This is a genomic window from Chitinophaga sp. W3I9 (assembly GCF_050434025.1).
Lineage (GTDB): Bacteria > Bacteroidota > Bacteroidia > Chitinophagales > Chitinophagaceae > Chitinophaga.
Genome location: NZ_JBNPWC010000001.1, coordinates 6,520,287 through 6,546,130, shown reverse-complemented (window position 1 = coordinate 6,546,130; position 25,844 = coordinate 6,520,287). Strand labels below are relative to the sequence as shown.

Annotated in this window: 16 protein-coding genes; 8 read left to right on the top strand and 8 right to left on the bottom strand. The window is 46.9% G+C overall.

Features of this window, described 5'->3' with window-relative positions:
* Positions 1 to 5: 5 nt before the first annotated feature.
* The 7 genes from QFZ51_RS26600 to QFZ51_RS26570 all read left to right on the top strand — a co-directional run bounded on the left by QFZ51_RS26600 (position 6) and on the right by QFZ51_RS26570 (position 14,614).
* Positions 6 to 2,903, top strand: coding sequence for a discoidin domain-containing protein (locus QFZ51_RS26600; protein ID WP_429050459.1), 2,898 nt, complete (start codon positions 6 to 8; stop codon positions 2,901 to 2,903).
* Between the two features lie 140 nt (positions 2,904 to 3,043).
* Positions 3,044 to 3,634: an RNA polymerase sigma-70 factor gene (locus QFZ51_RS26595; protein WP_429050458.1), complete on the top strand. Its 591-nt coding sequence runs from the start codon at positions 3,044 to 3,046 to the stop codon at positions 3,632 to 3,634.
* 81 nt (positions 3,635 to 3,715) lie between these two features.
* Positions 3,716 to 4,849, top strand: a complete 1,134-nt coding sequence (locus tag QFZ51_RS26590) for a FecR family protein (RefSeq protein WP_429050457.1) — start codon at positions 3,716 to 3,718, stop codon at positions 4,847 to 4,849.
* A gap of 121 nt (positions 4,850 to 4,970) precedes the next feature.
* Positions 4,971 to 8,303 carry a TonB-dependent receptor gene (locus QFZ51_RS26585; RefSeq protein WP_429050456.1) on the top strand — a complete coding sequence of 1,111 codons (3,333 nt, stop codon included), beginning with the start codon at positions 4,971 to 4,973 and terminating at the stop codon, positions 8,301 to 8,303.
* Positions 8,304 to 8,315: 12 nt separating this feature from the next.
* The gene (locus QFZ51_RS26580) at positions 8,316 to 9,749 is read left to right on the top strand and encodes a RagB/SusD family nutrient uptake outer membrane protein (protein ID WP_429050455.1); all 1,434 of its coding nucleotides are present in this window, start codon (positions 8,316 to 8,318) and stop codon (positions 9,747 to 9,749) included.
* Positions 9,750 to 9,771: 22 nt separating this feature from the next.
* Positions 9,772 to 11,238, top strand: coding sequence for a redoxin domain-containing protein (locus QFZ51_RS26575; protein WP_429050454.1), 1,467 nt, complete (start codon positions 9,772 to 9,774; stop codon positions 11,236 to 11,238).
* A 172-nt stretch (positions 11,239 to 11,410) separates the two neighbouring features.
* Positions 11,411 to 14,614 (top strand): TonB-dependent receptor, encoded by a 3,204-nt coding sequence (locus QFZ51_RS26570; protein ID WP_429050453.1) that lies wholly within the window; start codon positions 11,411 to 11,413, stop codon positions 14,612 to 14,614.
* A gap of 145 nt (positions 14,615 to 14,759) precedes the next feature.
* On the opposite strand, the gene QFZ51_RS26565 is transcribed toward QFZ51_RS26570, so the two are convergent.
* Genes QFZ51_RS26565 through QFZ51_RS26555 form a run of 3 tightly spaced genes read right to left on the bottom strand, consistent with a single transcriptional unit; the run spans position 14,760 to position 16,157 of the window.
* Positions 14,760 to 15,368 (bottom strand): SIMPL domain-containing protein, encoded by a 609-nt coding sequence (locus QFZ51_RS26565; RefSeq protein ID WP_429050452.1) that lies wholly within the window; start codon positions 15,366 to 15,368, stop codon positions 14,760 to 14,762.
* A 34-nt stretch (positions 15,369 to 15,402) separates the two neighbouring features.
* Positions 15,403 to 15,828, bottom strand: coding sequence for a hypothetical protein (locus QFZ51_RS26560; RefSeq protein WP_370908015.1), 426 nt, complete (start codon positions 15,826 to 15,828; stop codon positions 15,403 to 15,405).
* A 5-nt stretch (positions 15,829 to 15,833) separates the two neighbouring features.
* Positions 15,834 to 16,157 (bottom strand): zinc-ribbon domain-containing protein, encoded by a 324-nt coding sequence (locus QFZ51_RS26555; protein WP_429051607.1) that lies wholly within the window; start codon positions 16,155 to 16,157, stop codon positions 15,834 to 15,836.
* Here QFZ51_RS26555 and QFZ51_RS26550 point away from each other — a divergent pair.
* Positions 16,053 to 16,274: a hypothetical protein gene (locus QFZ51_RS26550; RefSeq protein WP_429051614.1), complete on the top strand. Its 222-nt coding sequence runs from the start codon at positions 16,053 to 16,055 to the stop codon at positions 16,272 to 16,274. The genes QFZ51_RS26555 and QFZ51_RS26550 overlap by 105 nt on opposite strands.
* On the opposite strand, the gene QFZ51_RS26545 is transcribed toward QFZ51_RS26550, so the two are convergent.
* The 5 genes from QFZ51_RS26545 to QFZ51_RS26525 all read right to left on the bottom strand — a co-directional run bounded on the left by QFZ51_RS26545 (position 16,263) and on the right by QFZ51_RS26525 (position 25,797).
* Entirely contained in the window at positions 16,263 to 16,904 is a 642-nt protein-coding gene (locus QFZ51_RS26545) for a response regulator (RefSeq protein WP_370908014.1), read from the bottom strand. The genes QFZ51_RS26550 and QFZ51_RS26545 overlap by 12 nt on opposite strands.
* Positions 16,894 to 18,726 carry a tetratricopeptide repeat-containing sensor histidine kinase gene (locus tag QFZ51_RS26540; protein ID WP_429050451.1) on the bottom strand — a complete coding sequence of 611 codons (1,833 nt, stop codon included), beginning with the start codon at positions 18,724 to 18,726 and terminating at the stop codon, positions 16,894 to 16,896. Before QFZ51_RS26540 ends, QFZ51_RS26545 begins: the two co-directional genes overlap by 11 nt.
* 160 nt (positions 18,727 to 18,886) lie before the next feature.
* Positions 18,887 to 21,052 (bottom strand): redoxin domain-containing protein, encoded by a 2,166-nt coding sequence (locus tag QFZ51_RS26535; RefSeq protein ID WP_429050450.1) that lies wholly within the window; start codon positions 21,050 to 21,052, stop codon positions 18,887 to 18,889.
* Between the two features lie 21 nt (positions 21,053 to 21,073).
* On the bottom strand, positions 21,074 to 22,477 hold the full coding sequence (locus tag QFZ51_RS26530) for a RagB/SusD family nutrient uptake outer membrane protein (RefSeq protein WP_429050449.1): 1,404 nt from the start codon (positions 22,475 to 22,477) through the stop codon (positions 21,074 to 21,076).
* Between the two features lie 11 nt (positions 22,478 to 22,488).
* On the bottom strand, positions 22,489 to 25,797 hold the full coding sequence (locus tag QFZ51_RS26525) for a SusC/RagA family TonB-linked outer membrane protein (protein WP_429050448.1): 3,309 nt from the start codon (positions 25,795 to 25,797) through the stop codon (positions 22,489 to 22,491).
* Positions 25,798 to 25,844: the final 47 nt, after the last annotated feature.

The following is a 25,844-nucleotide window of genomic DNA, read 5'->3' as shown; positions in this document are numbered from 1 at the left end:
TAATCATGTTCAACAAAGGAAAAAAATTGCTGGCCCTGTTAATGATCTCAGGGCTGGCAATGAAAGCACAGGAAAAGACGTTCAGCTTAAACAGCAGTAATAAAGCCGTACACTGGAAAATAAAAGCAGCGGAAGCAGGCCAGGAGCCTGGTCTCCATGCCCCGGACTATAACGACCATAATTGGGTGAACGGCGTGGTGCCGGGTACGGTATTCGGCGCATTTGTAGCAGCAGGATTGGAGAAAGATCCCAACTTCGGAGATAATATTTACCAGGTAGATAAAACAAAATATGACCGCGATTTCTGGTACAGGGCCACGTTTACGCCTGTACGTAATACTGCTGAAAAGCAGTGGCTGAATTTCGAAGGCGTGAACCGTAAAGCGGAAGTATACCTGAATGGTCAGCGTATTGGCGTTCTGGATGGTTTTATGGATCGCGGCAAATTTGATGTAACGGACATATTGAGATATGACCGGCCAAATGTACTCCTGTTATTAGTGCATTGGCCAGGTACCCCCATAGTGAATTACTCCAGTCCTACCTACATTTCAAGCGCCAGCTGGGATTGGATGCCTTATGTGCCCGGCCTTAACATGGGCATTACGGACGATGTATATCTTGGCAGTTCCGGCCAGGTGACAATTACAGATCCCTGGATCCGCACTGCTTTGCCGGATTCATCGCGCGCAAAGCTCAGCATCAGTATGGACCTGGATAATCATTCGGCCGGCATACAGGAAGGAGAAGTATCCGGTATTATCCAGCCGGGCAATATCCGTTTTTCTAAAAAAATAAAACTACCCGCAGGACAATCGGAGCAGGTAATGTTTCATCCTGAAATAGAACACCCGCAGTTGTGGTGGCCCAATGGCTATGGCAGTCAGCCACTGTACACCTGCCAGTTGCAGTTTGTATCCGGTGGGAAATCATCCGACAGCAAACAGGTAACCTTTGGGGTAAAGCAATACAGCTATGATACCCTCGGCGGTGTGCTGCACATCAGCGTGAACGGCAAACGTATCTTTATAAAAGGCGGCAACTGGGGCATGTCTGAATACATGCTGCGCTGTCGCGGTGAAGAATACAACACGAAGGTGCGGTTGCATAAGGAAATGAACTTTAACATGATCCGCAACTGGATAGGCAGTGTTACTGATGAAGAGTTTTATGATGCCTGCGATAAGTATGGAATGCTTGTATGGGACGACTTCTGGCTGAACTCACATCCTAACCTGCCAAAAGATGTTTTTGCCTTTAACAGGAACGCCGTGGAGAAAATCAAACGCCTCCGTAATCATCCCAGCATCGCGGTTTGGTGCGGCGATAACGAAGGTTATCCTTTACCGCCGCTGAATGGCTGGTTAAAGGAAGATGTGAGCGCCTACGATGGCAACGACCGCCTTTACCAGGCAAATTCCCACTCGGATGGATTAACCGGCAGCGGCCCCTGGGCCAATTTCATGCCCGCCTGGTACTTCACAAAATATCCCGGTGGCTTTGGAGGAACACCCGGATGGGGAATGCGCACAGAAATAGGTACCGCCGTTTTCACCTCTTTCGAAAGCTTTAAAAAATTTATGCCCGACAGCAGCTGGTGGCCCCGCAATAAAATGTGGGATCTGCACTTCTTCGGTCCCTCTGCCGCAAACGCAGGCCCCGACCGGTACGACGACGCCATTAATAAAAGTTATGGTAAAGCCACCGGTATTGAAGATTATTGCCGCAAAGCGCAGCTGTTAAATATAGAAACCAACAAGGCATTATACGAAGGCTGGTTGCACCATATGTGGAACGATGCCTCCGGTGTAATGACCTGGATGAGCCAAAGCGCCTATCCAAGCCTGGTGTGGCAAACCTACGATTATTACTACGACCTCACCGGTGCATACTGGGGCGTTAAAAAAGCCTGTGAGCCATTGCATATTCAATGGAGTGCGGCAGATAATTCCGTGAAAGTGATCAACACTACATTGGATCAATACAATGGTTTACAGGCGGAAGCCATCGTTTACAATATGGATGGAACGCCGGCGCCAACCTTCGGCCGGAAAGCAACCGTAGATGCAGCTTCCAATACAGCCACACCATGTTTCGATCTTAACTTCAATATCGATAACCTTGCTTTTAAAAAATCAGCAGTAGCATCTTCGTCATCACCGGAAAGCGCCGGCGCCGGGGCCGTAGCGGATGGCAGCACCGGTTCAAGATGGAGCAGCAACTACACCGACAATGAATGGGTTTATGTGGACCTGGATGCAGTACAGGAAATCAGCAGCGTGATGCTGCATTGGGAAAGCGCTCATGCCCGTGCCTATAACCTCCAGGTGTCCGCCGATGCAAAATCCTGGCAGGATGTGTACGCCACAGATACTGGCAGCGGGGGAATTGAAACCATCCCTATTAAACCCGTAAAAGCGCGTTACGTACGTATGCTTGGCCGTAAACGTGCCACAGAATGGGGCTATTCGCTGTATGACATGGAGGTGTACGGCAAACGCAGCAAAGCATTGACGGATGTACAGTTCATCCGCTTGTTGCTGAAAGATGGACGGGGCAGATTACAGTCTGAAAATTTCTACTGGAGAAGCAGTCGAATGGCAGATTATACCGCGCTGGATCAACTGCCCCGGGTGCAATTGAAAACTTCCTCCAAACTGGAACAGCATGGCGACAGTACCCGCATTATTGCTACCATCACAAATCCCTCATCTGCCCCCGCCTTTGCAGTACATGTGCAGCTGTTAAGGGCAGACAATAACGAACGCGTGTTGCCCGCCATCATGAATGATAATTATTTTACGTTGTTAAAAGGAGAGCAGAAGCGGGTGGAGATAATGTTTGAAAAAGAATTATTGAAAGATGGAAAATATAAACTCCTGGTGACTCCCTATAATCATTAATACGCTGGTATTATTGGATAGAAAAGCCTTTGCCTGGTCAGGTAAAGGCTTTTTTTATGGGGGTATTTATATATCGATTATAGCATATGTATGCTGAATCTACCTTGCTTTCTTTAATTTAGGGCAGAAAATGAGCGAATTTGATAAGGGATAACTCCTATAGTGACCTGGAACTGATAACTATGCTGAAGAGAGGCGATGTGACAGCGTTCGATCTGCTTTATGCCCGTCATTGGTCCGGTATGTACCAGGCGGCATATTACCTGTTGCGCGACCAGGGCGCCTGTATGGACATCATACAGGACATTTTTGCATGGTTGTGGGAGAAGCGGGAGCAACTGGATATACAGGCGGTGCCATCCTATCTCCGGAGCGCTGTCAGGTTTAAGGTGGCTAATTATATCCGCTCCAGTAAGGTGAGGGAGGAATTTTATACAGAACTGGCGGGGTTGTCTTTACCCGAAACACCGGGTCCGCAGGATTTTATGGAGCTGAGCGACCTGAAGTCGATTATCGGGCAGGTGATCCGCAGTTTGCCGGAAAAGTGCCGCGAGATATTTCTCCTGAGCAGGGACGGGCAACTGACGAATCAACAGATTGCAGACTTATTGAATATTTCCATAAAAACAGTCGAGGCACAGAAAACAATAGCTCTGAAACGTATCCGCGCAGCAGTAGATCCTCACCTGCTCGCCTTGTTATTACTCCCGGTGATGACCCATTACCATTAAGATGCCCGGCTCAAAAAAAAATTTGAGACTCTTTTAAGGGTATGTCCTTTTACAATTGCCTATGTATATGACAGGTTACGCATGACACGAGAAGAGGCAATATTATTAACAGAAAAAGTTATATCCGGCACAGCTACGGATGAAGAGCTGCTGCAATACAACCAGCTGTTCAATGCTTTTCAGCAACAGGAAGGCTGGGATGAACACCTGCTGGGCAATAAACAGCTGCTGGAGGATGCGATCCGCCTGCGTTTACAGCCTGTACTCGACCGCAGGCCCAAAGGGAAAGTGGTCCGGTGGTACAGGTGGGCCGCAGCAGCAACGGTAACACTGGTACTAGGTACCGGCTATTATTTCTATCAGCAACAGCGGCAACAACCGCTGGCGCCCCAGGCGGTCCGTTTTAAGAATGATATTGTGGCGCCGGCCGGTAATCACGCCGTACTTACATTGGGTAATGGTCAACAGATCCTGCTGGATACAGCGGGCAATGGCACGCTTGCCATGCAGGGACAAACCAGCGTTTCCAAAAACGCGAATGGCCAGATCGTTTATAACAGCGCTGGTAACGACGTTAGTTTTAATACTATCCAGGTTCCAAATGGAAGCAAGGCGCTCGCGATTGTACTGGGCGACGGCACCCAAGTCTGGATAGATGCAGGTTCTACACTTACCTATCCGGCTGCATTCAGTGGCGGTAAACGCGAAGTATCCGCAACGGGACAGGTTTATTTTGAAGTTGCACAAAACAGCAACCAGCCTTTCATTGTAAAATCCAGCATCAATAAAACCACCATTGAAGTATTGGGAACCGCTTTCAATCTCCGTTCCTTCCGGGACGAAGAAAAAATGAAGGTCACCCTTGTTAGCGGTACCGTAAAAGTAAATACCGCCGCCGCTTCACAGCTGCTGCATCCGGGCGAACAGGCGGCAACAGCAGGGAGTGCTATACAACTGCTCACCAACGCCGATCTGCAGCAGGTAACTGCCTGGAAGGAAGGATTATTTGTTTTTAATGGCGCTGACATCGCCACCATAATGTCAGAGCTGCAACGATATTATAATGTAGACGTCGACTTTCAGACCGATGTTAAAGATGCTTTTGTCGCGAGAATTCCGAGGGATGTCCCCGTATCTCAGTTACTGAACTTGTTGGAGATGACCGATCTCGTTCATTTCAAAATTGAAGGACGGAAAATTACTGTGATAAAATAGTACATACACCAGCTCAATCGTCCGATCCGGTAAGGCAGGCCACCTTACCGGCGGGAGAAATGTTGTCAGATTTTAGTTTATCCGCAAAGCGGTATTGTTCATCAAAAATCAACCAGAAGCTATGCTTGTAAAAAAGCTGATGAGCGCTTTATGCCTTTCGAAATCAGGAGAGAAAAAGCCAGGTGTCAACTACCTCAGGACTTATTTACTCATGGGATGCCTGCTATTGGCCACCCAGACTTTCGCACAGAAAGTATCTATGAACATGAAATCAGGTTCCCTGGAAAAAGCGTTCCGGGAAATCGAGAAACAAACGGGGTATAGCTTTATTTATGGGAAGAACCAACTCAGCCAGGCAGCGCCCGTAAACATTGATGTAAAAAATCAGGAGCTGGCAGATGTGCTGAAATTACTTTTCGATAACCAACCCTTCACTTATTCCCTGGTAAGGAAATTTATTGTAATCAGGGTAAAAAAAGCCCCGGGCACTGAAGCGAAACCGGCAAATGACGGGATTACTATCCGCGGGAAAATAACAGATGAGAAAGGAAACCCGATTCCTGCGGTATCCGTGGTGATTCCAGGTACTCCCTTCGGCGCAATGACGAATGAAAATGGAGAGTATGTCCTCAACAGGGCGCCGGCAGATGCAGTACTCGTAGTATCCTATCTTTCCTATGAAACACAACGAATCGTTGTTAAAGATCGTACTACTGTTAACGTTGTTTTAAAGGAGCAGGTAAATGCATTAACTGAAACAGTAGTGATCGGGTATGGAACTACTACTAAAAGATTGAATACCGGTTCGGTGAGCAGCATTACGGCAAAGGATATCGAAACGCAACCTGTCTCCAATCCACTGGCTGCCTTGCCAGGACGTATCCCGGGTGTACAGATCACCCAGCAGAATGGTTTGCCGGGTAGCGCTGCAGTGGTACAGATCAGGGGCCAGGGTTCCCTGAACTCAGGCACCCTTCCTTTATATGTGATTGATGGCGTACCCTTTACCAATTACAACGGATCTTTTCCTCCTACGGATAACCTCAACTCCTTTGGTACCAGTGGCGCCAACGGCGGGATTAGCCCTTTCAGTATGATCAACCCGGATGATATTGAACGGATGGATATCCTGAAAGATGCCGACGCAACGGCCATCTACGGCGCCAGGGGCGCTAACGGCGTGATCCTCATCACTACAAAGAAAGGTAAATCCGGCAAAACAAGGGTGAACCTCAATGCCTATACAGGATCGGGAAAAGTAAACCACTTCATCCCTATGATGAATACTCAGCAATACCTGGACCTGAGAAAAGAGGCCTTTAAAAATGATGGCCTCACACCAAATACAGCAAATGCTCCGGAACTCACCGTATGGGACCAGCATGCTTACACCGACTGGCAGAAACTCCTGGTAGGAGGAACGGCCAGATCCACCGATGCACAGGCGTCTGTTTCAGGAGGGGATACCAAAACGCATTTTATGTTCAGCGGCGGATATCATAAGGAAACTACTGTGTACCCCGGTAACTTCAACAGCCAGCGCCTCACTGGCCGTTTATCTGTTGACCATACCTCTGCCAACAATAAATTTTATGCGGCTTTCACAACCAACTATTCCAACGATAAAACCGTTCTGCCGGCATCAGATGTTATTTCCCTGTACAACCTGCCACCTAACATGCCTTTGTACGACAGCACCGGCAAACTTGCATGGACTGGTCGTTACGATAACCCGCTTGCGCTCCTGCAACGCCGCTATACCAATACAACAACTAACCTGATGACAAACGCCAATCTGCGTTATACCATCATTAAAAATCTCAACTTCAAAGTAAATCTTGGTTATACCAATACCACCCTGGATCAGGTGAATCCACTGCCGGCATCTACGCAGAATCCGGTCAACAATCCGCAGTCGTCCGCCACTTTTGCGAACACACGGTCGCAGAACTACATCGTGGAGCCAACACTCGACTATGGTATCGATCTGAAACAAGGCAGACTGAACTTTTTGGTAGGAGGTACCTACCAGCGAACGCTCAGCACCGGTCAAAATATACTCGGCCAGAATTACAGCAACGAAGCCTTGTTAGGCTCTCTGGTTGGTGCAGGTACTATTGTGCTGAATTCCAGCAACTACTTCGATTACCGTTACGCATCTTTGTTTGGCCGTATCAACTACGATTACCAACAAAAATACCTGCTGAATGTAACCTTCCGCCGCGACGCTTCCTCCAGGTTTGGACCGGATAATATCCTGGCTAATTTCGGCGCAGTGGGCGCTGCCTGGTTGTTCTCTGAAGAAGATTTTATTAAAGACGCACTTCCCTGGCTTAGTCTCGGTAAGCTGAGAGCTAGCTATGGTACCACTGGTAATGACCAGATCAATAACTACATCTACCTGCCTTTGTTGTCATCCGCAGGTACTTACCAGGGGGCTTCCGCACTGCTCCGGGGAACGCTGCCGAACCCAGGTGTGAAATGGGAAACTACCCGCAAGCTGGAGTTTGGCCTGGAGCTGGGCGCCCTGAACGACAGGATCGCATTTACCGGTAGTTACTACAGTAACCGCTCCGCCGATCAACTCCTGTCAGCCGCACTGGCTACACAGTCGGGATACAACAGCTATACTGTAAATGTACCAGCCCTGGTACAAAACAGTGGGGTGGAACTGGAGCTGAATACCCTCAATCTTAAAACATGGAATTTCGGCTGGAGGTCATCTGTCAACGTAACCTTCTACCAAAATAAACTGGTGAAATTTCCAGGGATTGAGAAATCCTTTTATGCCAGCAGCTATCTTGTAGGGCAGCCTATTGACCTTGTCAGAAAATATATTTACACCGGGTATGATCCTAATACAGGAATCCCGCAGTATGTGGATGTGAACAAAGATGGAAGTGTTGATTTTAACAATGACCGTCAGATCATCAAACCAGGTACGCCTTTCTTCGGAGGATTGAACAATAGTTTCAGCTATAAGAACTGGGACCTGAGCTTTTTCCTGCAATATAACCACAGGAAGGGAGCTACCAATACTTTCGATATACCCATTGGCAGCAGCACAAATAATCAGAACACATCTCTGCTCGACAGGTGGCGTCAACCAGGCGATAAAGCAGCCTACCCGGCAGCTACCTCTACTTCCGGCACGCCTATCTATCTCGGCTATACGCCGTATTACAGTTCTACCGCATGGTGGGGAGATGCAAGCTATCTGAAACTGAGATCTGCTTCTCTTTCCTATTCATTCCCGAGGGCATGGATTACAAAAGCAAAGATCAGTAACCTGAAAGTATATGCAGAAGGACAGAACCTGTTTACCTGGGCGAAGAATAAATACATCTACGATCCCGAAACGAGTGTTTCAGGAGGTCCTCCGGGATTGGGTACCGGTATGATTGCCATGCCGCCGTTGAGGACCATTGTATTTGGTATTAACTGTTCATTCTAAAATCTGAATTCGATGTCTTGCTTCAAAATAAATAAAAAGGTAACCGCAGCAATATTACTGACAGGAATTGCTTTTTCTTCCTGCAAAAAACTGGTGGAAATTGGTCCGCCTACAACGCAGGTGGGCCTTGACCAGGCCTTTGCATCCGATGCAACTGCCACCAGCGCAGTGCTGGGGGTTTATAATGCCAGCTTTACACGGGATGTACTTTTCCCTTTGAGTGAAATGCCGGGACTTTCTGCCCATGAACTGCAGAACAATATTTCCAGTCCCGCTTTCGATGAGTTTAAAACAAACAGCATCACCATCACCAACAGCGTGATTAACTTCGTACTCTGGGGATATTCTTACTCCACCATTGCACAGGCCAATGCCATGATGGATGGTATTTCCCGCAGCACTACCTTGTCTGCTCCCGTGAAGAACCAGTTACTGGGAGAAACCAAAGTATGGAGAGCCTTCATCAATATGTACCAGGTAAATATGTTTGGCGACGTGCCAATGCCGGTTACAGACGATCCGCTGGCAAATGCCACACTGGCGCGTACTCCGGCAGCGCAGGTATGGGAGCAGATCATAAAGGATCTTACAGAAGCACAAAGTATACTCACAGATGCATACCCCGCCACACTGAGAACCAGGATTAACCGGCAAACGGCGAACGCCCTGCTGGCAAGGGCTTACCTGTACCAGAAGCAATGGGCCAATGCAGAATCTGCCGCCAGCACCGTGATCAACTCCGGTATTTACAGTCTGAATAAAGACCTGAACACTACCTTCAGTAATACCAGCAATGAAGTGATATGGCAACTGGCTACGCTTACCGGCTTATCCACCTATACTACCAACAGGAGTGCCAATGGAGGCAGCTATGCAGCAGCAACAGGTTCCGTTCCGGCAGTAACGCTAACGGATACACTTTATAATTCACTGGAAGCAGGCGATAAACGGAAAACCAGCTGGGTAGCAGCAACCGATATCGGGGGCACCAATTATAAAGTGATCACAAAATATAAATTGCGGGTGCTCGCCGCTGGTACCACCACCGGCAATGAGTTTAACGTGATGCTGCGCCTGGCTGAACAGTACCTGATAAGAGCAGAAGCGCGCGCCCAACAGGGCAACCTCACCGGCGCCATTGCCGACGTGGATACCATCCGCGCTAAAGCAGGGCTCCCAATGCTGGATAATAACATCACCCAGCCCAGCCTGCTGCTGGCCATCGAAAATGAAAGAAAAGCGGAATTATTCGGAGAATGGGGACACCGGTGGTTTGACCTTAAACGTACACCTGGAATTTCCAGCGGAGGTAAAACCCGTGCAGATGAGGTGATAGGCGGCATGCGTCCTGCCACCTGGACAAACACCGACATACTCTATCCAATTCCCGATGCACAACGTGTTGCTAACCCGGCATTAACTCAAAACCCGGGATATACAAACTAATCATAAACCAACCATGCACAATATGAAAAAAGTACTCCCGATTTTGCTGAGTGGTAGTCTCCTTACCGCCGCCCTGCAATCAAACGGACAGGCAAAAGTTAGCCAGGACTCCCTGATGAGATATTATACGCAGCTCGCTAAAGGCAGTGATGCCGATAAGGCACTGCTGGTGACTAAACTATATGCGCTCACCAAAAGTAAAAAGGAATCCGACTGGCTTACGGCATCCGGTTTCTTTTACCAGCTGAAGCAGGTAAATGTCTCTGACTCTATCCGGCAGGCAGCTGAAAAAAAATTCCCTGCTGGTATCACCGTCCGCGATAAGCAGGTACAACCTATCTACGACGAAAATGACCCGGTGAAAAAAGAAGCGCTCTATAAAGCATGGATGAAGAAATTCCCGCAGGGCAAACTGGACAACGATGTGATCGTTTATGACTATGCCCGCAATAGTGTGGGCACTGCCTATGCGAACGCCGATAATTTGCCAAAAGCACTGGAATATGCCAACAGTATAGAATCCCCTTTCTGGAAAGGGCAGGGGTGGGCAGGAACTGCTGAACGCATTATTAAAAAAGGACACACCGCGGAAGCAAAAGTGTTGCTGAAAAAAGCCGTTGATGATGCCTGGGAATTCAGAACGACCCGTAAGAATGAAATGGCAGCCGGCTTTGCAGCGATGGGCTATCCAGGCTATCTGAGTACCTATGCACAGCTGCTTTACAACGATAAAGAATATGACTCCGCACTGGTGTACCTTAAACGCGCAGAAGAGGCAGAAACACCTGTAAGACCACAGGTAAACGAGATGTATGCAAAAGTGTTCCTGGCAAAAGGAGAATATAAAGAAGTACTCAAACGCATGACTGAAATTGCGGCACAGGGCAAACTGAACGACAACAATAAAGAACTGTTGGCTACCGCCTATGCCAAAGTACGTGGTGATAACAACCTGCAGGGATATATAGACTCACTGAAAAGCGGGCTGGATAAAAAAATGCAGGAAGAATTCGCCAAACAGATCATCACAGAACCGGCTCCTGGCTTCACCCTGAAAGATGTAGATGGGAATACCGTGTCACTGGCAGATTACAAAGGAAAAACCATTGTACTGGACTTCTGGGCCACCTGGTGCGGCCCCTGTAAGGCCTCATTTCCTGCAATGAAAAAGGCAATGGACAAGTACAAAAACGATCCGAATGTGAAATTCCTGTTCGTGCATACCTGGGAAAAAGAAGCAGATGCAACCGCGAACGCGAAGAAATATGTTACCGGCAATAACTTTCCTTTTGAAGTATTGATGGACCTCAAAGATCCTGCAACCGGTGTAAACAAAGTAGTAGAGAGCTATAAAGTGAATGGCATTCCTACCAAGTTTGTTATCGATGGCAAAGGTAACATCCGTTTCCGTTTCACGGGCTTCAGCGGCGGCGACGATGCCGCGGTGGCAGAAGTATCAGCCATGATCACCCTGGCGAATCAACAATAACAGAACAGTTACTTTAAATAAAATAAAACAGCGGAGTGGCATCACTTCGCTGTTTTTATTTTATTACTGAAATGAGTATTGATGAAAACACATAATATCCTTGTGTAAAATTTGTTAACAAAAGGTTACGGAAAATTGATATATTCATAGTCAACCAAAATCAACTGCTGCTATGAGAAATCCAGTTCTTACCGGATGCCTTATCCTGTTATGCCTGTTCACCAGTCTAATAACCTATGCACAGGTAACCACTGCCACCCTGAGCGGCACCATCCAAAGTAAGGAAGGCAAACCATTAGCCGGTGCCACCGTGAAAATCGAATACCGGGAAGCCGGTATCAGTAAAGTAATCATCACCCAGAATAATGGCTCCTTCCAGGTGCCTAATCTGAGGGTAGGTGGCCCTTACAAAGTGACGGCTACTTTCGTGGGCTATTCAGAAAAATCGGAAGAGAACATCTTCCTGGAACTGGGACAAAACACTGCCCTGGACTTACAGCTGGAACTCAGCTCTGCTAACCTGTCGGGCATCACCGTTACCGGCCGCTCCAAAATTTTCGATAACCAGCGTACCGGCGCCTCTTCTAATATCAGTTCGCGTCAGTTGCGTCAATTGCCAACCATCTCCCGCTCTGCGGATGATTTTACCCGGCTGACGCCCTCCGCGTCCGCAACGATCAACGGTACCTCTTTCGCCGGCCGCAATGGGCAATACAATAACTATTCGCTCGATGGCGCCGTATTCAATAACCCATTTGGCCTGGATGCACCTACACCCGGCGGACAAACAGGCGCTCAACCCATTTCCCTGGATGCCATCGACCAGATCCAGGTGAACCTGGCGCCCTACGATGTAACCCAGGCGGGCTTCACCGGCGCCGGCGTTAATACTGTTACCAAATCAGGTACCAATACTTTCGGCGGCACCGTGTACGGTTTTTACCGCAACCAGGGCATGACCGGCAAAAAAGTGGACGGCAACAAAATCGCCGTACCGGATCTCACACAGCTGCAGGCCGGCTTTGCAGTAGGAGGCGCCATCGTCAAAAACAAACTTTTCTATTTCGCCAACTTTGAAACAGAACAAAGAGACGACGCTGCCAGCAGCTACGTGGCCCGAACCGCCGGCAATGGCGACAACAATAACACTTCCCGCGTGCTGGAATCGGACCTGATAGCTGTAAGCGATATCCTGCGGGACAAGTTCAACTATGAAACCGGTCCCTGGCAAGGTTTTAATCTCAAGCAAAAAAATTATAAATGGTTAGCAAAACTCGATTGGGTGATCAACGAAAATCATAGCCTGTCTTTTACCTACAATGGCCTGCAGGCAACTAAAGAAAAACCTGCGCACCCCAACGCCATCCGCGATCGTGGTCCTGATTACCAGACTTTACAATTCAGGAATTCCGGCTATGAGATCGAAAACAGATTGCAATCTTTCGGCGCGGAATTGAAATCCAGTTTCGGCAACCATTACGCCAATAAGCTGAGGGCTGTGTATACCACTTTCAAGGATAAACGGACGCCTTTCTCTGAGCCTTTCCCTGTACTGAATATCACCAAATACGGTACCATGTACATCGTGGCAGGGCATGAGCCATTTTCTATCAACAACCGGCTGAACCAGGATGCCTTCCAGGTAACAGACAATTTCAACATCATCCTTCCCAAACATACTATTACCGTTGGAGGGTCGTATGAGTCCTTTAAATTCGGAAATTCGTTTAACCTTACCGGTTATGGCGCCACCCTTTTCAGTGACGCAGATATCCAGGTTTTCAAGGACAGTGTTCCTGTGAGCGGCAAATATGTTTTTGGTGCATACCCGCTGGATGTGGATGTAGCGGCAGCAAGAGCCGCAGGCGCCGCCGATAAATGGAACTGGTATTATATCACCGTGGCACAGTTATCAACATATCTGCAGGATGAGTGGAAAGCCACCGAAAACCTGCGCGTTACCTTCGGCCTCCGCATGGATATTCCGCTTTATATGAATTCCTCCTTTCAATCGCCGGATGGCAAAAAAACGTCTCCCACCATCCCCAATAACGATGACCTGACCCTCTTCGATGAACACGGAGAACGGGTTACAAACGGCCAGGGAAAACAACTGGACAATACCCGGCTCCCTTCGTCCAAACCGCTGTTCTCTCCAAGGATTGGTTTCAACTGGGATGTGAAAGCCGACAAGAGCCTGCAGCTGAGAGGCGGTTCGGGTCTCTTTACCGGCCGTTTCCCATTTGTTTGGATCGGTAACCAGATTGGCAACCCCACTTCCGGTTTTTATTGCGCCACCGACCGCGATTTTAAATGGCCACAGATCTGGCGCACCAATATCGGCGCGGATATCAGGGCCGGACTGGGAACCATTTTCAGCGTAGATGTAGCCTACTCTAAAGATGTAAATGCCATGATGGTGAGGAACTATAAGCTGGGCACGCCTACGGGCTCCCTGAACAGCGGCATCGGTGATACACGAAGCGTATACAAAGACACCGACAAAGGAGCCGTGAATGCGTATATTTTCACCAATACAAAAACAGGCGATCAGTTCAACACCAGCTTCACCGTTCAAAAAACGTTCGCCAATAACCTGTTTTTATACGGCGCCTATAACTACCTCGTATCGCGCGATGCAAGCTCCATTTCCGCAGAAATCAGCGGCGACGCATTCGACCGGAATCCTATTCTCAATAATGCCAACGAAGCCAGGAATACACCTTCCCTTTATGGAAATACCCACCGCTTCGTAGTGGCCGCCAGCAAAAAGTTCAACTACGGAAAAGGTAAATATGCAACAACCGTTTCCCTCTTCGGTAACTGGAGCAGCGGTAACCGCTTTGCCTATATTTATGGAGGAGACATCAACAACGACGGCACTACCAGCAACGACCTGCTCTACGTTCCCAAGAACAGCGAAATCGACTTAATGCAGTTCGCACCGCTTACTGACGTAAACGGGGTAGTGCAGAATGCAGCCGCCCAGAAGGCGGCGTATAAAGCATTCATCGAGCAAGATCATTACCTCCGGAGCCGGAGAGGTATGTACACAGAAAAATATGCAGGAGTAAGCCCCTGGTTCAGCCAGGTGGATATGCGCGTATTACAGGACTTTTATTTTAAGAGCGGAGAAAAAATCCGGACTGTTCAAATCAGCCTGGATGTAGTTAACCTCGGTAACCTGATCAGCAGCAAATGGGGCGTCCGGAAGTATGCCAGCAACTCAGGTTATTTCCAGCCAATATCTGTAACCGGCGTAACCAATGGCGTGCCTACTTACCAGTTCGATCCTTCTTTGAAAGAAACGTTTATTGCCAGTCCGGATTTGTTAAGCCGCTGGCAAACCCAGCTGGGATTGCGGTTTATATTTTAGCGAAGTAAAATTGGCGTGAATCATCAAATAGCATTTTCAAGTATTTAAGCAAAAAGAAGCTGCCTCATAAATGAGGCAGCTTCTTTTTTATTCGCTTAATTATTGGGGTAATAACAATGAATGGCAGGCCGGTAGCAAATCACTATTACTCTATCAGAAATTTAACAGACAGATAGTAATATTGATCTGTTACCGGCTTATAGTAGAAGTTTTCTTCAGATACTGATTCAGGTGAGGTAAGATCTGTCACGGTAATGGCCGCACCTAATTTTTTATTGATGGCCTTTGCAATGGTGGCAGCCTTTTCTTTGCCGTCGCTGAATGCAGTAGCATATAGTTTTTCGCTGTCTTTAACAGGTTTATATTTTAACCGGGTGCTTACGATAGTCACCACCACTCCATTTGCCAGTTTAACAACTTTTAAAAGTTCTTCTTTGTTACGGGTTTCAAATGTGTACAAGCTGCCTTCCCTGTAATATTGCAACGCCTGATATCCCATTTTATCTTCTTTAAACCGGCTTTCTTCAAAGCCTGCCGCTTTCGCTTTGGCAAAAAAGGTATTCTTAAGATCTTCAAAAGCTTTTTTCCCTTCCCCTTCTCCATATTCGGCTGCTATAGCAAAATCTACCAGGTAGGATTCAATCTCCCTGTCTATTTTAGCAACGCCCCTGACTTCAATGGAACTCTCTTTTCCCTGTGAATGGCTGTTCAATGCTGCAAACAGCATCATTGCGGCCAATAATATTTTTTTCATTGGTTTTATTTTTGAATTGCTGAAGAATAACTTCCTACGCTATCGTAAAGATCAAAGAGGCAGCAATCATCCATACGCCTACGATAATGCCCAATATGCCGAGCTTACCTTGTTTGGGGGCAATTTTCGCCCGGATCTGTACCGCCTTTTCCATAGCCTTTTCGCTTTTGGAGAGGAATAATTTGGTGATGAGCGGGTATCCGAGTAAAAAACCCAGGCAGGCTTCTACCAGGCTGCCAGCTGTTAATGTGGTCCACCAAATCGGAGCGGCGGTAAGCCAGCCCATATGGAGCACGGCAGTTACTACACCCCAGATCCCCCAGAAGCAGAAAATAATGCCTATCCATCCCTGATAAGGTTCTACTTTTTCCAACAATTCCTTTGCGTTGGGTTTTCTGGATAGTATTAGAGAAGGGACAGCAATGATGCTTAATAAGATCAGAGAGATTCCGTAAATCATGGTGATTAATTTTTAGTATTAGAAATGAAAATTGCAAAAATGAGGAACAGCATTACAAGGCCCGAACCGGTAAACAGGTACCAGGGAACTTTCGCTTGTTTTTTTAGTTCGCGGGCTTTTGTGTGTAAGTCCGGAGGCATGGCGTTGCTGGCTAATGCCTGCCGGCAACTGCTGCAAATGCTGTAAGCTTTTTTATAAATGGGAAAGACAGGGATCCAGAACACATGAAGGTAAACGCAGTTCGTTTGTATGTGCAGACTTTTCCGCTGCGAACAATGATTGCAGGAGTGCTGATACACTGGCTGCAGGCCGATCTTTTTTTCCCTCATTCCAAAAAAAACTATCATCCCGTTTTATTTGAAACAAAGGTATACCGCCGCATGCCGGGCAACAACATGGTTTTCAGTGAAAATCAATACCCTGTTTTCAGGGGGTTAGCTGAGTAGTCCCAGCTTTACAGCATACCTGGTGAGGCCTGCCAGGTTGCGTACTTTTAATTTCAGGATAAGTGTTTTGCGGTAGCTTTCAATGGTATGCTTGCTTAAAAAGAGTTTATCGGCAATTTCCTGGGTGGTGTATTCTTCTGCAATTAATTTCAGCACATCCTTTTCCCGCGAGGTCAGCATTTCAAGGGTTTCTTTTTCCTTGTAAAAAGCACTGTTAAGGTAACCCTGTTTTACAGCGTCTGAAAAGTACTTTTCACCTTTCAGGATCATCTTTATCGCTTTAAGAAATTCATCGGAATCTGCATTTTTTGATAGGAAACCATCCACATGATGCTGAATAAGGGCATCAATCATATTATTGTCGGTGTGCATGCTCACCACCAGCGTGCAGATTTCCGGCCGTGTTTCTTTAATGTGGTTATTCAGCGTGATGCCATCCACATCCGGCATGCTGATATCTGTGATTACCAGGTCTACCTGCTCATCCGGATGCTGGTCCAGGTAATTCATCACCAGCTTGCCATTATGCGCATAATACAGGATATGCAGGTTTTCGTCCTTTTCTATCAGCCTGATAAGACCTTCCAGGAATAATTTGTGATCATCTGCTAGAATAATATTATGCTTCATACCATTCTGGTTTTAAGGATATTTCAATATCTATTACGGTGCCCTTCGACGGAAAGGAGTCAATAGAAAGCACCCCATCAAATAATTTTAACCGCTCCCGTATATTCTGAAACCCAATACCATATTTGGTGGTTTCTACAGGAAAACCTTTGCCATTGTCTTCAAACAACAGCTTTAGCAAACCATCGATCTTTGTCAGTTGTATTTCAACTTTCGATGCCTGGCTATGCTTTTGGGTATTGGTGATCAGCTCCTGCATGATCTTATAGATTTCCACTTTCAGCGTGGTGCCAATAAGATCTATTTCTTCCCTGGGATAAGCCTGGAAAGATATTTTGGCGTTCCCCGGAACATCAAATTGCCTGAGATAACCGGCAATCAGTTCTGTAAACCCGGTATTATTGAACTTCTGTGGAATGAGATCATGTGAAAGATCACGCACCTGGTGATAGGTGTCATCAATCTGTTTTATCACCTCTTTTATTCCAGTCACATTATTTTGATGGGCAAGGCGAAGCTTAATGGCGGCAAGGTTACCGCCAATGCTGTCATGCAGTTCTTCTGCAATTCGTTTCCGTTCTTTTTCCTGCCCGCTCACAGAGGCTTTCAGCAATGCCAGTTCCTTATCTTTTAACAGCACGGCTATCTTTTGCTGATTCACTTCATCCATGGTGGCATTCAGCTTGCTTTGCGCCTGCAACTTCTGGTAATACATATACAGCAGGCCGATAACAGGTAACAGGATCACCAGGAATCCTATTAACAGGCTATATTTTATTGTTTTTTGATGTTGCAGTTCGTTTTCTTTATTTAAAATCTCTTTTTCTTTCTGAACGGTCTGATATTTTATTTCCAGCTCATTGATCTCTTTTTTATTTTGCAGATCCAGTATTTCCCTGGAAATACCCATGTACTGCGTCATGATGGCATAGGCATTTTTATAGTCGCCAGTGGCTGCGTGCACGGCTCGCAGGCTATTCAACACTTTTAGCTGCGCCTTCATGTCGTTCCATTGGATGGCATTTGCATATACCATGGAAAGTAACCGTTTGGCATCTTCATATTCTTTCTCAGCAATAAGAAGATCACCCAATCTTTGACCTGCGTTAATATATAAGTCGAAAAACTGGTTGGCGGCTGCGTGGTTTTTTACTTCGTTGTATATAGAAAATGCTTCTTCTGTATGCTGACTAAGTTCAGCAACAATACCCAGGATTAATTTTGTTTGAAGCTCGTTTTTTAACTGGTGTTCCTGCCGGAAGAATACGATCGCCTTCTCCGCATAGGCTTTTGCCTTCACGAGATCTTTTCTCTCCAGGTAGATAATGCCCAGTTGTTGATACGCAATATGTATCAGTTGCTCATCATGGGAGGTATTCAGCAGATCGTTATATGCCTCAATGGCTTTGTTGTGTTCATTCCGGGCAAAATATACATTTGCGATACCCAGTTTATTTTCGTTGACAGCAGCACCATTGTTCAGCGCTTCTGCATACCGGATGCCTTCGAGGTAATAGCGCAGCGCCTCATCATACAACCCTTTTTCGCTATAAGCTTTCGCTAAAGTGTGGTACAGGGTGGATTGATAGGGGAGCTTGTCACGGGCCTTTATATCACTATTGTTTAGCGCGTCGATCATCTGTTGGGAGTAAAAGATAACCGAATCTGTTGTGCCGTGAGCAGCATGAAATGCCATTAAAGGCTCCGTGGCAAGCATTTTTGCTTTAATATCACCCGCCTGCCTTAGTCGCTGCAATAGCGAATCCGGGGTTTTTACGGGAAGTTGACCAAACCCCACAAAGCCTCCCTGGCTTTGCGCCACGCAGGAAAAAGAAATTATAAGAAGACATATAAAAAGCAGCTCCCGTTTATTCATTCGCTTCATGCTGATATAATACCGTTGGGTTTTGTTTCATACATGAAGGTAATAATATAATTAAATAATTCATTTTTTGAAGACATAAGGCAATAAAACCGGTCATCTACCTGATCAACTCCAGCAGTTTCTCCTCCAAGGCAAAGCCTCTTAAATCCTTAGCAACGATCTTACCATCCTTGTCAACCAGGATATTCCAGGGTATGCCCCGCACGTTGTAATACTTTGCAATGGCATTTTCCCTGCCTTTCAGATCAGACAACTGTGTCCAGGGCAGTTGATCATCTTTGATGGCCTTCTTCCACTTGCTGGCATCGGTATCCAGGGAGATGCCCACGATTGTAAACCCTTTGGATTGGTAACTATTGTATGCTTTCAGCAAATTCGGATTCTCGGCACGGCAAGGCCCGCACCAGCTCGCCCAGAAATCTATCAGTACATACTTCCCTTTAAAGCTGGAAAGGGAAATTTCCTGTCCGCTGCTATCGGCTTGAGACAAATCTGCAATCATTGCGCCTTCGGCGCTTCTTTTCATCAACGGTAACATTCCTGCTATCCTTTTGCCAGTGGGCGTTCCACGGATTATTTCCGGCAGCGATGCATAAAGCGGGTAAACAGTGTTATATCGGGGCCCCGACATATCTTCCGCCATATCCTTTACCAGTTGCAAGGAAAATAAACTGAGGGGATGTTTCTCTACATAGTCCTTAACACTAGCCGTATACCGGCTTCTTGTCAGGGTAAGCAAGTGTTCTCCTATTTTGGACCTTTCCTCTTGTGAGGCATCCGTGAGTTGTTGCAGCAATTCCTTTTGCTGCGGACTAAGTTCCCTGGTAGTTGCATAAAAGGCATTGGCTTCATCCTGGATATCGGAGCCCTCTAATGTGAAATTTGGCAACGAATCGATATTAGCTGATAACTGCAGGTACCCGATATCGGAGAAGAAGCTAAGCTGTTCGCCTTTTGGAAGGATGGTGGCGTTTACCCGCTGTGGCTCCGGCATTTCAGCAAGCCAGGTGAATTTGCCGTTGTGGATAGACACCGTATCGTTTCGGTAACTATTGCGGTTGTAATATTTAAAAACAATGATGCTGTCGTTCTCGCCTTTTATCTCTCCATCCATACGCATATTATGCCCCCGGTCAAAGATTTCCATCAGGGTGTTCATCAGGTCCCTGTTGCGTTTGTTTTTGGCGATTATCCTGCCTTCAGGATCTATGAGTACATTCTGCGGGATTCCCTTGATACCATATTGGATGGCAGCCTCATTATTTCTTCCTTTCAGGTCAGATACCTGTTGCCAGGGCATATTATCATCCCGGATGGCCTGTATCCATTGAGGCCGGTGCAGCGAATCGTCCATCGATACGCCCAGTACGGTGAAGCCTTTGTCTTTGTAAGCATTGTAGGCACGCAGTACGTTGGGATTTTCCGCGCGGCAGATACCGCACCAGCTGGCCCAGAAGTCAACCAACAGATATTTACCCCGGAAGGAGGACAGTTTGATGGCATTGCCATCTGTATCTGCCTGCGTAAAATCCGGAGCGGGCGAACCCACCATTATTTTCCTGACATTAGCGATCTGTTTTGCCAAAGCTTTTCCATCTGCCGAATTTTTAAACCCCGGGCTAAGCGCTTCGAATAAAGGGGCAACCGTTTCAGGATCTAAAGCTATACGGTAACTATAAACCATGTCCCAGGAGGCATAGGCGTTCGGGTGCTGCCTGATGATACCGGCTACTTCCTCATCAAATTTCTTTTTTACCTGTTCCTGCTCCGCATTAATAGCCAGCAGGGAATCTTTCAGTCCGCGGTTGAAATAAGCTCTTGTATTCAGAGAGGTAAAAGTATTTGCGTACTTATTTCCATGTTGAACAAATTCATCCAGGACAGCCGTATTGGGGCTGCCTTTCACAGTAGCTGAATCCAGGGAATTGGTTGTGTGGATGTCTACTTTTCCAGGTTGCAGGTAGAAATTTCGTGAAACATACTTACCACCCGGTGGCATCATGTACAGCTTTGCAGATACCGGTCTGCCCAGCTTGCCGCTGAAGGTGAAATGTCCATCCATTTGCAGCGTAGCGGAATCAGTTGCCCGCTCTTTATCATTCAACTCGTATTGAAGATAAAGTTTGACAGGGTACTGCGGGGCAGTTATCTGCCCCTTTAGTATGAACGGCTTTGCTTGTCTGGATTGTGCCTTTGCTACGACCGTTCCGGTCATGAGCAGGGCAGCAGGCAGCCATTGCCTGAATAATTGATAACGCATCATATGTTTGGTTTTTACCTGGCGCTAGAAATATCCTTTGTTTTGATCCAGGTTTCGATTAGAATTAATGGCAGATTGCGGAATGGGATAAAGAACATCTGTCGACTGCCACTGGCCTCCTTTGAGCTGCGATAAAACTTCGTCGGCCCTGGAGATAGCAGGGTTATTGATGCCGGGTAATCTTTTCAGATCTAACCAGCGATGTCCCCATTCGCAGAAGAATTCAATGCGGCGCTCATGTTCAATGGCAGCCATCAGCGTGGCTTTGTCGTTGGCCTTCGTGTTGGATAAACCTGCTCTTAACCGGACGCTATTAAGGTCAGCTGCTGCCTGTATGTAGTTGGATTGTTGTGTACGGGCTTCAGCGCGGATTAAAAACTGCTCTGTCAAACGCAATACCTGGTTATATTCCACTGCGCCCACACCTGCCATATACCTGTATTTTGCGGGGTAGGGATAGTTAATACCTCCATAGCTTTTATAGCCAACCCAGCTGGTTTTTCGCCTGTCTCCGGGTTCAAAATTATTATAGAGGCTGTCGTTGATTACAAATTTAGGCGTTGTACTGAATGAAGAAGGAACGAAGTTGTTGGCGATCCATGAACTGCTGATACCATTTACAAATTGAAGGATGCCTTCTTTGTTGTTGGCTAAGAATACCTGGTTGAGGGAGTCGTTCATACTAAACATCCCCGGATTGTTAATGACGGCAGTAGCCATGCTTTCAGCCAGTTGCCATTTTCCCCTGTAAAGATATACCCTGGCCAGTAAGGCATCGGCAGCCCAGGTGGTAGCGCGTATACGCATGCCGCCATAGATGTCTAAGGTGGCAGGCAATACTTTTTGCGCATCTGTAAGATCTCTTTCTATCTGGTCATAAACGGCATCCACGTTATCACGGGGTTGCGTGGTAGTGCTGTTTACATCAGTAGACAATACTAATGGCACGGCGCCATATTCATTCACCAGGTAAAAGTAGCATAATGCCCGCAGGAACCTGGCTTCCCCGGCAGCCCTTTGTTTGTATGATTCAGATAAGGGAGATTCAGCCATCCCGGTGATAACGGAATTGGCGATGTACACATTTTTATACATGGTGCTCCATAAACCATCTACGTAGTAGATCATGGGAGTTAAGGAGTTATTCGTAAAATCATCGTAATAATTCATGGCATATGCGTACGTTTCATCGGCCGACATACTATTGAACATGGTAACGGAAGTGCCCAAATCATTGCCCGGATTCGGGTTCGCCACACTGGCATATAACCCTATCATAGCTGCTTCCGCCGTAGTTGAATCCAGGAATACACTGTTGGAAGCCAGCTGGTCTTTTGGTGGCCCTATCTCGATCAGTTTCTTACAACCATTCAGGAGCGAGGCGGCCAATAACACGATACAAGTATATAAAAAGCATTGTTTTTTCATTTCCCTATTATTTAAAGTGAGCAATGGATACCAGCGGCAATTTGTCTTAACGGTGGTAATACTGCACCGGCGGTTTCAGGATCAAATCCCAGGTAACGGGTGATGGTAAACAGGTTTTGCGCCCTGATAAATGCCCCGGCTGATTTTAACCGGATCGCCTTTGTCCAGGAACCTGGAAGCTCGTAAGAGAGGTTCAGGTTTTTAAGTCTTATAAAACTGGCGTCTGAATAGTTTCCATCGGAAAACAGGTAGTAATTTTTATAGGCATAAGTAGCGTCACTGCCGGACAACGTAGATGGCTTGAAGCCATCAGTAATGATTTTGTCGTCCTGATTGGACAATCCACCTGGTTGCATTCCTACTGCGGAGCGAACGGAGGATTTGATTTGTTTCACGAACTGTAACAGGATATCCAACTGAAACCTGCCGAGTTTGAGCGAGTTACTGAACCCGCCATAGAAATCGGGAATACTGGAGGATATAATCTGGTAATCTCCGTTTGCTGTTTCTAACAAGCCGGTTGTAAATTTCCCATCCTTGTTGAGATCCGCGATGGTAGCAATTCCATCTTTCAGGCCTGTATAATGATAGCCGTTATAAGTGTTGATAGGTTGTCCCTCAATAAATACATAAGCATAGGCGGTTGTTTTTAAACCAGGGAAGGAAATGAGCTTATTACGGGGGATGGTAATATTAAAAGAACTGCTCCAGGAGAATTTTTTATGGTTGATATTCTTTGTTTTCAACTCAAATTCCCATCCGGAGCTTTGCAGCAATGCCGGCATATTACCGATAAAGGAAGAAAATCCCGATTGGGAAGACAGGGGAGCAGTCACCAACTGGTTATCAGTACGGCTGGAAAACCAGGAAGCCGAAAGGAAGAGCTGATCTTCTATAAATCCGGTTTCTAAGCCGATGTCCAATTTGCGGTTGGACTCCCATCCATAATTGGGATTGGCGCTTCGCAAAGGATAAATCCCAGCGCTGCCATATTGATAGAAAAGATTGCCATAGGACGAAAGGTATCCGTAGTCCGGGATCTGGTCATTCCCCGTTGTTCCGTAGCTGGCCCTGAGTTTACCGTAGCTTAACCATGGAATGGCTGTTTTTACCCACTGCTCACTGCTGAAAATCCACCCTGCACCAACGGAGCCGAAATTACCAAATTGACGGTTCGGACCAAAACGGGAGGAGCCATCCCTGCGGCCGGTAAGGTTGAACAGATAGCGATCTTTCAGTACATAGTTGATGCGTCCAAATGCGGAAACGTATTTGTATTCTTTAAAGCTGCTGCTTTTGAAAGTGATATCAGACGCTGCTGTCCAGGAGCTCATCAGCTTATCGTTGGAGAAGCCGGTGGCTCTTACAAAGTATGGTTCTGCAAAGCTGGATTGTTGCCAGGTACCACCCACCAGCACGTTCAGTGTACCCTCACCCAGAGATCTGTTGTAAGTTAGTTGTGGCTCCACGATATAGGTTTCAATATAGTCGGATGTATACGTAGCCGCTGATTCACCTGAGCCACTATTCGGGTCAAGGGAGGTTTTAGGAAGATATGTTTCGTTGGTTTGAGCTATTTTATTATACCCAAGACTCACCTTTGCGTCTAATCCTGCCAGTATCGTATATCGTAAAGTGGCATTCGCTAAAAGGTTATCCGACTTGAACCTGGCCGATTGCAACAGGTAGGAATCAGGATTGGTGAATCCGCCTGTCCAGTTTAAACTGCCATCCTGGTTATGCACGGGATAGTTGGGTGGTAATATGTACACCGACCGGGTAATGTCGCTGGCCACCTGGTTATTGGATTCTTTGGTATACATGGCCGAAGCACCCAGCGTGAATTTACCATTGCGCGACGTATTGTCTATACTCAGGTGAGATGAGTAGCGGTTGTATCCCCAGTCGCCGGGAAATACCGTCGTTTCACGCCGGAAGGTATTGGAAAAGCGGTAACGCAAATATTGACTGCCACCCGAAAATGCGCCGGTAACCTCTGTTTGATTGGCGGTATTGCCGATATAATCTTTCTGGAAATTCCTGGATTTTGTTGTATCCCAGATAGTGAGATCCGGAGCGTTTGAAAAACCGGGTGTTATTTTATCATTAGCGAAAGCAGTTCTCCGCATAGCCAGGTAATCGGAAAGATTCAGCATCGGTAAATAGTTGGTTACTTTACCGGCGCCTGTATAAATATTGAAATCGAAATGTGGTTCGGAGGTTTTGCCTTTCTTTGTGGTCACCAGGATAACACCATTAGCGCCCCTGGAGCCATAAATAGCAGTTGCATCGGCGTCTTTCAATACAGATATCTCAGCGATATCGGCAGGGTTGATGGAGTTCATGGGATCTATCTCACCGGAGGCTCCTGCACTGGCAAATGGCGTTTCCACGAATGGCACCCCATCGATAATGAATAGCGGCATACTTTTGTTGCCGGTGGGTAGCGGGATGGATTGCTGTTGACGGATGGAAATATTCATCTGGCTGCCAGCGTTACCACTGGAACGCGTGATGAAAAGTCCTGGTACATTCCCCTGCAATGCTTCGAGCACGTTACTTACAGGCTGCCGCTCGATGTCTTCCGCTTTCACACTGCTAACACTGCCTGTATTAAAACGTTGTGTGGTGGTGCCGTAAGCAATAACCTGCACTTCATCAAGTTTAGAAACAGACGGAGGGAGTATTAAATTAAAACCGCCTAAGCCGGAAGAGATAGATTGACCGGTTTTAAGAGCTGCCCCGTCAGCTTTGCCAGCCGGGTAAGACACTACAACAGCATTGGTGGCGGAGGTCACTTTTAATTCTATGCTTCCATATCCAATCCTGCTGATCACTAAAACATCGGCTGCATTAACGTTGATGGTAAACGAGCCATCAGTCTTTGTTGCAGTACCCGTTCTGGTGCCTTTGATAACGATGCTGGCGCCGGGGAGCGCTTCCCCGTCGCGGTTAAGAATAACGCCGCTGAAAGGAAATGTCGCAAGCTCACCAACCGTTGTAACCTTATTTCCGGTGGGCTGCGCTGCAACCGGATATATGCTGATGGTTTTGCTGCTAATCAGGTACTTTAAAGGCTGGTTCCGGAACACCTCTTCAAGGAATTGTAATAGGGGCTCGTTGGTGGCCGTAACGGTAACAGGTTTGGCTGCTGATAGATCAGTTTCCTGGTATAAAAACAGGTAGCCGGTCTGTTGCTTTACAACAGAGAAAATTTTTTCGAGCGATACATTTTTGCCCGAGAAATTTACATTTTGAGAAAATCCAATGGCCGATACGTTGAGAAAAGCGGCTGTAAGAAAAAATGCAGTTAGTTTCATTACTAACAAGATTTTGGTGACTTGACGGATACCCCCACGGGAGGGCC